This is a genomic window from Novispirillum itersonii (assembly GCF_014205675.1).
Taxonomy (GTDB): Bacteria; Pseudomonadota; Alphaproteobacteria; order Rhodospirillales; family Rhodospirillaceae; genus Novispirillum; species Novispirillum itersonii_A.
Genome location: NZ_JACIIX010000018.1, coordinates 76,854 through 88,410, shown reverse-complemented (window position 1 = coordinate 88,410; position 11,557 = coordinate 76,854). Strand labels below are relative to the sequence as shown.

Here is an 11,557-nt window from a genome sequence, read left to right as displayed (position 1 = left end):
ACATCAGGGGGGCTCCTGCCTTCGCTGAGGGAGCCCCCTAAAGAATCCTTTTTAGCGCTCAGCGCTACTCGCTTCTTTCAAATGCGATGACCGTGCGGGCGGGTGTATTTTCAGGGCGAAGAGCCCGGGATTTCCCGCGAGATCGCAGCGGCGATCGGGCGTCAGGCCGGGCCGATCCGGCTGCGGGTGGGGGATGAAAAAGCCGGACTGGTCCACATCGAAATGCGCCACGGCGAACAGGCGCGGACACTTGGCTATGCCGATGTCCGGGAGATGGTGGAGGATATTGCCCGGAATTTTGACGCCATCTACTCCGGCAACGGCCGGGCGCTGATTCTGGCGAAGCGCACCCCGGTCCGGGGGCAGTTGTACGTCCAGCTTGAGCCGTCGGAGGATGGCGATTTCTATGATGTGAAAACCGCGACACCGAGTCGAAAGCGACAGTTCGCGGGAAAGAAACCGATCTGGGAGCGTGCCGCGCAGAGCACGTCGTCCGCAGAAGCGGGCACCGTTCATCGCTCGGTCCAGATCGGCGAAGACAGTTTACCGCAGAAGGCTGTTCTGTCGCAAGCGGGGCGTGCAGCGACTGACGCCTCCCCCCGTGGCACCTACGCGCCTGATGCCGATGTGATCACGCTGTTCCGGTCAGCCAACCCCAGCACGGTGATCCACGAAATGGGGCACCGCTGGCTGTTTGAGATGGTGGGCGATCTGGGCGACAGCCGTTTGACCGAAGCAGCCCGTCGCCGGATCACCGCCGATCTTCAGGCCCTGATGGACCACATGGGGGTGAAGATCGACGTGGCGCGGGCCACGCCGGAACAGATCCGCGCCGCCCTCAGCCGGGACCATCACGAAACCTTCGCCCGCATGACCGAGGCCTATTTCTTCGAGGGCAGCGCCCCGTCCAGGGCGCTGGAACGGATGATGGCCCGACTGTCGGCGTGGCTGATCGGGGTGTACCGCAAGCTGCGGGGCCTGAACGTGACGATGACGCCGCAGGTGCGGGCGGTGTTCGACCGGCTGCTGGCCACCGATGACGCCATCGCCGAGGCGCGGGACCGCACCGGGGTGCGGCTTCCGGCGGCGCTGAAAGCGGTACTGCCCCCGCAACAGGCGCAGTCTGAGAACACAAAAATAGAAAAGACCCGCAGAGTGGCCGCCTCAAACGCGGGTTCAACGGGTCTTCGTCAAGGTCCGGCGAACCGTCCCTTGATCAGACCGTACCACCGTCGGGTGTGGTGTCAACCATACCGTCACAGGCTTCTTCCCCGTTCCACCGACATTCTTGAGACGGCTGTCATTGGACAGGCGATACAAAAAAAGCCACGGCGCAAACCGTGGCTTTTTCAGGTCTTTCCGGACTTCAGCGGAACACTGCGGAAAGAGGGGTGGCTGGGGTGCTAGGATTCGAACCTAGGTATGACGGTACCAAAAACCGTTGCCTTACCGCTTGGCGACACCCCACCAGACTGACAACCGGGTGGCCCCGGTTCGTCGTGAGGGCGGCAAAATAGGGGATTCCGTTTCCGGGCGCAAGACCTTCGTAACCCCTTTTTTTACGGGATTTTTTCTTCCTGCCGCCGGGGACGGCGGTTGACCAGCCAGATCCCGGCCCCCACCAGCGTTGCCGCCAGCAGGAAAGGCAGGGTCAGACGTTCTCCCAGCAGCAGAGCGCCGAAAGCCATGCCGAACAGCGGAGTCAGAAAGGAAAAGGCCGACAGCAGCCCCGCCGGATAGCGTGACACCAGCGAGAACCACATCAGATAGCTGGCGAAGCTGATCACCACCCCCTGAAACAGCAGAACGCCCCAGGCGGTGCCGGACAGAGCGGTGAACTGTGGCCATGGTTCGCCCATTAGCAGGCCCAGCGGGATCATCACCACAACCGACATTCCCAGCTGATAGAGCAGGGTTTTGGCCGGGGCGACGGATCCGGCCCGGGTCAGCCGGATTCCCAGTGTGGTCGCGGCCCACAGCAGTCCGGCGATCAGGGCCAGAAGATCCCCGATCAGCTCCCGCCCGCCGGGGAGGGACAGGCTGTCTCCCATGCCGACGATCAGGCCGGTAAAGGCGCAGGCCAGACCAACCCATTGAACCGGCCCCAGCCGTTCGCCCAACCGGAAGTGCCCGCCAAGGGCGACGATGAATGGAGCGCAGTAGAGAAACAGCACTGCCCGGGCCGCCTGCGTGTATTCAAGCCCCTTGAACAGGGCGGCAAACTCGGCGGCGAACAGGGTGCCGACCAGCAGCCCGCCCGGCAGGCTGCCGTCGCGGCTGAACAGGCGGATCCCCCGCAGGCGGCACCATAGAACCACCAGAACCGAAGCGATCAGGCACCGCAGGCCGCCTTGCAGCACCGGGCCGATCTCTGCCGCCGCCATCTTGACGGTCGGCTGGGTCAGCCCCCAGGTGGCACAGAGCAGCACCATGGTGGTCATGGCGAAGGTATCAAGATGGCTGTGGCGCATGGATATGATATCCGGACGATGGGGCCCCCTGCCTGCCACAGATCCCTCCGGTTGTCCACCGGCGGATGTGTGGGGTTGCCACGGGGGTGTTCCGCCTTATATGCGGTGAGCACGGCGGCGTCCGCAGGCCTGTGACAAGCCCCCAAAAAGTCTGCCGACAGGGTTGTTCATGGCGTCAGGTCTGTTATTGTGCCGGGCAAACCAACTCTGAACCGACAGGGCTGTTCCCATGCTGTATTTTTCCCGTCTGAAGACGGGCCTCATCCTTCTGGTGTGTCTGGTTGGCGTTCTGCTGGCGGCCCCCAACCTTGTGCCCTCCGGCGTGCTGCCGTCATGGCTGCCGCTTAACCGGGTCAATCTGGGCCTTGACCTTCAGGGCGGCTCATACCTGATGCTGAAGGTTGACCTTGCCGCCCTGCGCAAGGAGCGTATGGAAAATCAGGCAGATACGGTCCGTCAGGCCCTGCGTGATGCCAAGGTCCGCTATACCGGCCTGACCGCAGACGACAGCAGCGTGCGCTTTGCGCTGGTCGATGCCGGGCAGGCTGATGCCGCCCGCACCGCGCTGGCTGCGGTGGATGCCGGTGTGCAGATCGGGACGGCGACGGTTAAGGAATTCGACGTTGCCATCGACGGGGTCACCGTTTCGCTGGTGCCGAATGAAAAGGCCTTGCAGGAACGCGCCCGTCAGACCGTCGGCCAGTCCATCGAGATTGTCCGCCGCCGTATTGACCAGAGCGGTGTGGCTGAACCGCTGATTGCCCGTCAGGGCGAAGACCGCATCGTGGTGCAGCTGCCGGGTCTGGCGGATCCGACCCGGATCAAGGCCCTGCTGGGCCAGACGGCGAAGATGACCTTCCATCTGATGGGGGACAGCACCGTCCGCCCCGGCAGCCCGGCCCCGGCCGGTATGCAGTGGTTGCCGATGGCCGATGACCGTGCCGCCGGTCAGATGGTTCTGATCCGTCGCCAGATCGAGCTTGACGGGTCTCACCTCTCCGATGCCCGTCCGTCGACGGATCAGCGGACCGGGGAATGGCTGGTCGGTTTCTCCTTCGATGATATCGGCGGCAAGAAGTTTGCCGACATCACCACCCGCAATGTCGGCAAGCCGTTTGCCATTGTCCTTGATGGTAAGGTGATCAGCGCACCGGTAATCCGGGAGCCGATTTTGGGTGGCCGTGGTCAGATTTCCGGCTCGTTCCATGCCGCGTCGGCCAATGATCTGGCGGTTCTGCTGCGTGCCGGGGCGCTTCCGGCCCCGCTGACCGTGGTGGAAGAACGGACCGTCGGCCCGGATCTGGGGGCGGACTCGATCCGTGCCGGGATCATCAGCGTGATTGTCGGCTTTGCTCTGGTGGTTGTCTTTATGGCGGCGACCTATGGCCGCTTCGGGATGTATGCCAACGTTGCGCTGTTCGTGAACCTTGCCATGGCGGTCGGGGCCCTCTCGGTGCTGGGGGCAACCCTGACCCTGCCGGGGATTGCCGGTCTGCTGTTGTCGCTGGGTCTGGCCGTTGATGCCAACATTCTGGTGAATGAGCGCATCCGCGAGGAAACCCGCAAGGGTAAGGGGCCGATGGCGGCGATTGAGACCGGCTTCAAGCGGGCCTACTCGACCATCGTTGATGCCAACGCCACCACGCTGATCAAGATGATGTTCCTCTATGTGGTCGGCACCGGCACCATCCGCGGCTTTGCCATCACCATCAGCCTTGGCATTGTCGTGTCCATGTTCACGGCGGTGACGCTGGTGCGTCTGATGGTGGCGTCGTGGTGGCGGAAGAACCGTCCGGCATCGCTGTCGGTCGGTACCCGTCTGCGCCTGTTCCCGGAAAATACCAATATCCAGTTCATGAAGGGCCGGAATGTCGGTCTTGGGATGTCGGCGGCACTGTCGATTGCCTCGGTGGTGCTGTTCTTCCATCCGGGTCTGAACCTTGGTGTTGATTTCGCCGGTGGCACCATTGTTGAAATCCGCACGGAACAGGCGGCGGACTTCAACAAGCTGCGGGCCTCTCTGGAAAAGCTGGACGTCGGCCCGGTGAAGTTGCAGGACTTTGGCGCGGCCACCGATGTGCTGATCCGTCTGGAACGTCAGCCGGGCGGCGATGAGGCGCAGGCCAAGGTGGTGAAGCGGGTGCAGGAAACGGTTCAGGCCGAATACCCGGGCACCAGCATCCGCCGTGTCGAAAGCATCGGTGCTTCGGTCAGTTCTGAACTCTTCTCCGATGGGATGATGGCGCTGGGGCTGGCGGCGCTGGCGATGCTGGTCTACATCTGGGTCCGCTTTGAATGGCCGTTTGGCGTCGGTGCGGTGGTGACGATGATCCTTGATATCACCAAGGTCATCGGCTTCTACTCCCTGACCGGTCTGGAGTTTAACCTGCCTGCGATTGCGGCCTTGCTGGCGATCATGGGCTTCTCGATCAACGATAAGGTGGTGGTCTATGACCGCGTGCGTGAAAACCTGCGCGTGTTCCGCAAGATGCCGCTGCGGGAACTGATTGACCGCTCGATCAACGAAACCATGAGCCGGACCGTGGCAACCTCCATTGCCATCTTCCTGTCGATCCTGCCGCTGGCCCTGTTTGGCGGGGAAGCCCTCCAGCAGTTCGCCTGGGTGCTGTTGTTCGGGGTGGTGCTGGCCACCAGCTCGTCGATCTTTATCGCCGCGCCGATCCTGCTGTACCTCGGGGAACACCGCCTGCGCCGGGAAGAAGAAGAAAATCCGGACGCCGACAACCCGTTTGCCGGGGCGGAGCAGGTCGAGAAATAATCTCTCCTTCCGTTTTGTCCGGCCCCCTTTTCAGGCCCGCCCTCTGCGTTGTCAGAGGGCGGGCTTTTCTTTGGGGTATGTGGGCTGGGTCTGCCCCGGGGCAGACCCAGCCCACAGGAGGAGCCGTCAGAAAGGTGTGAGAAAACATACAAACTGAGACTGTATTCTTGTCTGATATGCCATATTTGATTGTCAGTAAGCGCTTGGTGATCGGGGTGACGAGGATCAGGAACATCAAGGAAAATCAGGTTTATAGGGATGATTGTGTGATCGGCGTCATTGAACCAATGTGGGAGTAAATCACATAATAACAACCATAAATTGACATCGCTTCTTGTGCTCTGTAGCCTTTCGCGCAGTGCCGGTCTGGATCAGTGGGATCCGGAGGGTGAACGCAAGAGGCGTGGGGGTGGGCTATGGCGAATTCGATCACCATTGGGACGGCTGCCAATCTTCTGTTTGGGTATCAGCCGGTTTGGAATCCCAGCGGTCAGGTGCCTTCCCCGTTTTTCCAGCCGCCCCAGCACCCCCTGAAGCCACAAAACCCTGTCACGAAGAAGACTGATTTTCAGCACTGGTCAGGCACCCCGCTGATCACGCTGCACGGATCCGCCCAGTCTCTGGTGTCCGAAATTTACCGGTACACGGTTCTGCCGGTGTCGAATGATCCGCAGGACATCAACGTTCCCTCCGGTCCGCTGTCCCTGAATGATGCGGACAGCGCGCAGGCTGTGGCGGCGGCCGGGGCGTTCCTTGGCCTCGATTTTACGGTCCCGGGCAACTACATGCTGGTTGTCTATGAACGTTGGGTCTCAACGACGACCGGGGATTTCACCGATGGCAATGCCTCACGCGACCGTCGGGATATCCTGACGGAGGAGGCCGCAGCGCTGATTGATGCGCTGCCCCGGGCGAAAGAGCCGACAGCCGGATCACCGCTTTATGACAGCAAGCTGACGCTGGCTGATGCGAAGAAGTATCTGGAGGTGGTCAACCGGATCGGAACGCATTTTGTTACCAAGGTCTTCAATGGCGACAAAATCATTCAGGTCTTCGTGTATGGCGACGACAAGTTCAAGGGCCTGAAGACGCAGTTTGAAGTCGATGCCACCGTGCAGCCCGATGGCAGTCTGGCGGTGTCGGGCTATACCGCCAACAGCTGGATCTACTATACCTCGCCGGAGCAGGGACCCCGGGGCTTTGTCAAAACCTACGGGGCGCTGACCTCCATCAGCCGGGATCCGGCATTGACCGCGGCCATTGCCGACGGGAAATGGGCCAATGGCTACACGCCGGACGGAACGCCGAGCATTTTTGCAGCATCGAAAGATTACGCCCTGTTTCAGGGGCTGACCCGGCAGGTTGCCTATGCCTGCGAACTGACGCCGCTGGCGGAGCTGATGCCCGGTGCGCTGGTCAAGGGGCCGTGGGACCGTCTGGTTGCCGGGGGGCTGATCCAGAAGTACGGGAATGCCGTGGTGATTCCGCTGCGCCGTCCGCTTGACTACGAATGGGCCAAGATTTTCCCGCAGACGAGTGATTCCTGGGCCTCCGGCATCGTTACCCCGGTGATCGACATCTATCAGGAACGGGTCGATCTGGCCCAGATCACCCTGATGGGGGCCGATATTATCGGCGAGAGTTACGCGTTGAAGAGTTTCTCCTGCTTTGCGCAGGTTGTGCAGGCGACATCCGGCCCTGATGCGGCCCCGATCAGCCTGCCGTCAAATTCCATCACGCTGGTCGCCCAGATCATTGATACCACACAGGCGGCGCGGACGCCGGTGCTCAGCATGAGCACCAAGGCCCTGCAACAGCTGACCGTGGCCTGCGAGGATATGTACGGGACCCTGATTTTTCAGAGCCCGGTGCTGACAGCCCCCGGCCGTAAAACAGCGCTGGACGGGTTCCTGATGGAAACGCCGGACAAGCCCGATCCGGCGACCAAGCGCTATCTGGTCGATCTGGCCGGGGTCCTGACGGATCCGCCCGCCGAGAGTGTGCTGAAAGACCACGCCCAGAGCGTTGAGTTTTCGGTGACCGCCGGAGAAGCGCTGTTGCAGGCGCAGGGGGCCGGATCCGAGACCGTCAAGGCGCTGGAGGTTGCCTATCTGAACTGGCTGGCGCGGATCATCCCGGAAAATACCACCAACGAGGTTCTGGCCAATGCCCGGGTCCGGGCGCTGTATCTGGCCAATGCTGTCGCCACCTTCGGGATGAACACGGTCTTCGTGCCCTATGTCACCTACGACAGCTATTCCAAATATGTGGGGGATCTGGTGACGCAGGCGACGACCCTCAGTGGTCAGATCGCGGCCTATCAGATCCAGCTGACAACGGTCGTCGGCGATTACAAGGTGATGAACAGCATCAATGCGGTCAACGAAAACGTCCGCAGCATCGGTGGTGTTCTGACCCAGTATTTTCAGGTTCTGGCTGATGGCCGTGACGCCATGGACCAGTATTATGGGAATATCATCAGTCAGCTTGATACCCAGCTGACCACGACCCTGAAGAACATTGGCACGCTTCAGACGCAGCTGACCAAGCAGCAGGCGGTGATCAGCAATCTTGGTGCCCCTCCCGGCATCATCCAGCAGTTCGAAAAAGACTACGTCCAGTATGAGAAGGACGAGATCTTCAAGGCGACGATGGGGATTGTGAGCGGCCTGTTCAGTCTGGGGGTGGCCTTTGCCGGTATTCCCGGTGCGGCGGAAAAAGGGGTGCTTGATGCCCTGGAGGCCCTGAAGGACGTTTACGAGAAGCTTCATGCCGTCATGGAGGTGCTCAGCCAGCTGAGCGTCATCGAGGAAGTTGCCTCAGACATAAAGAAAATCAATGAGCTGGCGTCCTCCATTCAGAGCACGTCAGAGGCGGGCGACCTGAAGATGCCCAGTCAGGTTGACCTCGACATGATCCCCAATAATGTCGAAGCCGCGTTGGTGAATGTCCCTGATAACAGCACGCTTAGGCAGGACAAAGCCAACCTGATCGCGGCAGTCAGGAATCTGGTGATCATCGGGTCTGCCCTGCTGACCGCACAGTCCGAAGCCAGCCGGCTTCTGGTCGAGATTGCCAATACCCAACGCCTGAAGACCATCAACAGCCAGCAGCAGGCCAAGATCTCCGGCCTGACCAATGCCCTGAATCTGGGCAGGCCGGATCTGCCGCCGGACCTTGCCAAGATCGACCTGATCGGCATGACCGGGCAGCTTCAGTTCCAGCTGAAGCAGGTTCTGAGTACGCTGGCGAAGGTTCTGGAGCAGCAGAACGGAGCAATCCAGTTCACCTATTTCGGGCTGCCGACCCCGATCACCTCCTTCTCGCTCAATCAGCTTCTGGGGGTGATTTCCAGTCAGGACGCCAATATTATCAACGCGATCCAGCAGCTTAATCCCCAGCCGCAGAAGGTCGATGCGCCGATAACCGTCCGGGTGCCGTCGATTCCCTATAAGGAGCTGATCAACGGCAGCGTCAAGCGCCTGTCGATCCATCTGTCCGATCCGGGGTTCCTGAATTACGTCATGGTCCGCATTGACCGGGTCATTGCCCGGGTCTCCGGGGTGAAGTCCACGGCGTCCGGGGATTATGAGCTGTCGCTGGAGACGCAGGCCCAGCCGTTTTTTGACCGGGATCCGGAACGGCAGGTCCGTACCTTTGCCTCGACCCGTCGGGTCTTCGGGCCTTATGTCTATGATGTCAAAACCGGTGCCGCCAAGTTCGGGGCCAACACCGGCAGCTTCGCCAGTCAGGTGACGCATCTGACCCCCTTCACCGACTGGACCATCAGCTTCCCGGCCAAGAGCACCAACAAGGACATTCAGTTCGATGACCTGCTGGTGGATATCGAGCTCGAATTCCATGTGACGGCCATCTACAACGATCCGGTGGAGTCGTTGCGCCGGGCCATGCTGCGGTCCCGGTCCCGGCGACAGGCCGAACCCTTCCGGATGATGACGCTGGCCAGCCCGGATCTGGAAGACCGGGTGCTGACCGGTCTGGCCGCCACCGGCGACCGGCCGAGCCTTCAGTATCTTGAAGGCCAGATGTTCCAGAATCAGGACATCATGGGCGGCTGGGATGCGGCGTTCAGCATGTTGTCCGGCCCGGCCAATGCCTTCCTGAACCAGCAGTTTCAGGCCTATCTGAAAGCGCTGACCCCGGGCAGTGACAGTGGCCTGATGCCGATCCGGGCGACCTACTTCGGCTCTGCGGTGCCGACCCGGTACGGCTGGAGCAGTGTCGTCACCGAAATTGATATCGAGGTGACCAATCCGCTGTTGCAGTTCATCGCCAGCTCCGATCAGGCGACGGTGCAGCAGTATATTGAGAAGGGGTCGGTCAAGACCGGATCGGTGGATGTGACGGGCACCAATACCGGCGGCGATGATGATTCCAGCCCGTTTTCGCCGAAAGCGGCTTTCCTGCCCGCCGGACCGTTGACCTTTACAGCGGATCTGACGACGAATGAACTGGTGATCCCGGTCAAGGATGTGCTGGGTCTGGGTCTGGGCAGCATCTTCCTGAGCACCACCGGCACGCTGCCCGCCCCCCTGAAGGTCGGCGACAGCAGCAACCCCAAACGGCCGGTGAATGAATACTATGTCGTGAAGTGGTCCAGTGTCGGCAACGAGACCCGGATCCAGCTTTCTGATGACCCGGAAGGCATGGCGCCGGTTAAGCTTACCAGCGCCGGTACCGGCACGCACAGCCTTGCGGTCTCCGTCTTCTGGAACTCGAAGCCGTCGATCGTTGACACCAGCAAGTCGCCCTATGTTTATGCCAACGTTCAGCTGGCCACCATCAAGGGGATTGTCGATCCCCCGGCGGGGCAGGGCAGCAAGGATGATACGCTGACCGTGACGCTGGATTTCCCGAATGGATCCTTTGTGCTGAGGAACATTCATGTGGAGCCGGACAACTGGGATCCGACCCATGAATCGACCAGCATCTCGGAGGCGATTGCCAACTATTACGCCAACAACGAGATCAAGTTTGATATCCAGACCATCAACACCAAGGATCTGGCGAGTGATGTGGACCTGACACCGACGCGCTTCAAGCTGCACGCCCTGAACACTCAGGGCGGCAACAATGTGCTTCAGGTGTTGATGATGACCACCGGGACGGATGACCCGAAGGGGAATTCGTTGCTGCTCTCCGAGCCGGTGGCCTATGACCCGCTTGCCCCGCTGCCGGGGGTGAGTGACTTTATGATCTCGCTGATGATCAGCCCGCGTCTGACGTTCCAGCATATTTTTGTCGACAGCTTTAACCGGGGCAGCACCAACTTCCGGGTTACGGCGGTCAAACCGCCGACAAACTACGAAGCGTGGAGTGCCAAAATCTCTTCGGGCACAGTCACGGCCCCGGTTCCCTTCAAGAGCGATTATACGGTTGACGGTACCAAGACCCAGTTCCGGATTTCCGCCAGTTCAAATGATCTGGTCTGGGACCTGAGCGGTCTGACCTTCAAGCCGACCGAGACGCAGGGCATTGCTCTGGAATACAGCAATGGAACGGCCAATCCGCCATCCGGTGGCACCAATGTTGACTTCCAGTACCGGCAATACCGTTATGCGCCGGGAGGGGAGTTTTCGCCGGGGCATTGGTACTGGACCGGCTGGCAATCGGCATCAGCGACGGCCTATGTCACGATGAAAGGCCATTATCCGCTGGAGGTCATCAATCAGGGTGAAAATCAGGAGGTTAAGTTCTCCACCACCGCCCCGGATATCACGATCGATAAATCCAGCGACCTGAAGCCGACCGGTGCCTGCGAGTGCAACGACAACGATGTGAAGATCGCCCTGATGGAGGCCCTGTCGACTTCGGTGCCCGAGCAGCTGCAGAAGAACATGAGCCAGATCAGCTTCAAGCCGCTGTCGATCATGGCACTGGAAAGCCTGCTGTTCCCGGCCCGGCAGCTGATTGCAATGTCGGTGGCCGGGGTGCCGTCGGCGGCGCTGGTGGTCGGCAGCTTCCTGGCGCAGGTCCGCAAGACCAGCCCGACCTATACGGTAACGATCCCGGCGGCTGCCCGGGCAAAGGGGGTGTTCGGCGGAACGGCGTTCGAGAACGGGACGGCCGTCAACAGCGTCACCAGATCCGGCATGAAGGCCAGCTTCTCTTTCCAGTATGCGGAAATCGGCAAAAATCTGGTCGATTACACGGTCAATATCGAAACAGGGACAATCAAGCCGCAGACGATTGCGGTGGTCTATCAGCCGGATACGGCCACCCCGCAGAATGTCATCCTGCTGCTGCCCGGTTTTGAGGAAAACACCTGATGCCGACCTGCGGAGGC

The 11,557-nt window shown here is 60.8% G+C and carries 4 protein-coding genes and 1 tRNA gene; 3 read left to right on the top strand and 2 right to left on the bottom strand.

Annotated features, from left to right (window positions below):
• The first annotated feature begins 102 nt into the window (after positions 1–102).
• Positions 103–1,407: a hypothetical protein gene (locus FHS48_RS18250; RefSeq protein WP_184265782.1), complete on the top strand. Its 1,305-nt coding sequence runs from the start codon at positions 103–105 to the stop codon at positions 1,405–1,407.
• Here the strand turns inward: FHS48_RS18250 and FHS48_RS18245 are convergent.
• Both FHS48_RS18245 and FHS48_RS18240 read right to left on the bottom strand, forming a co-directional pair.
• Positions 1,393–1,467, bottom strand: a tRNA-Gln gene (locus tag FHS48_RS18245). The two genes, FHS48_RS18250 and FHS48_RS18245, sit on opposite strands and share 15 nt — an antisense overlap.
• Before the next feature lie 92 nt (positions 1,468–1,559).
• A complete protein-coding gene (locus tag FHS48_RS18240; protein ID WP_184265779.1) occupies positions 1,560–2,471 on the bottom strand; it encodes a DMT family transporter in 912 nt (303 codons plus the stop codon).
• 229 nt (positions 2,472–2,700) lie between these two features.
• Between FHS48_RS18240 and secD the strand changes: the two genes are divergently transcribed.
• Positions 2,701–5,250: a protein translocase subunit SecD gene (gene secD / locus FHS48_RS18235; protein WP_184265776.1), complete on the top strand. Its 2,550-nt coding sequence runs from the start codon at positions 2,701–2,703 to the stop codon at positions 5,248–5,250.
• Positions 5,251–5,873: 623 nt separating this feature from the next.
• The gene (locus FHS48_RS18230; protein ID WP_184265773.1) at positions 5,874–11,540 is read left to right on the top strand and encodes a hypothetical protein; all 5,667 of its coding nucleotides are present in this window, start codon (positions 5,874–5,876) and stop codon (positions 11,538–11,540) included.
• Positions 11,541–11,557 lie beyond the last annotated feature (17 nt).

Excerpts from the sequence above, each read along its gene's own strand:
- FHS48_RS18240 (WP_184265779.1), bottom strand. The coding sequence starts at position 2,471 with ATGCGCCACAGCCATCTTGATACCTTCGCCATGACCACCATGGTGCTG.
- secD (WP_184265776.1), top strand. The coding sequence starts at position 2,701 with ATGCTGTATTTTTCCCGTCTGAAGACGGGCCTCATCCTTCTGGTGTGT.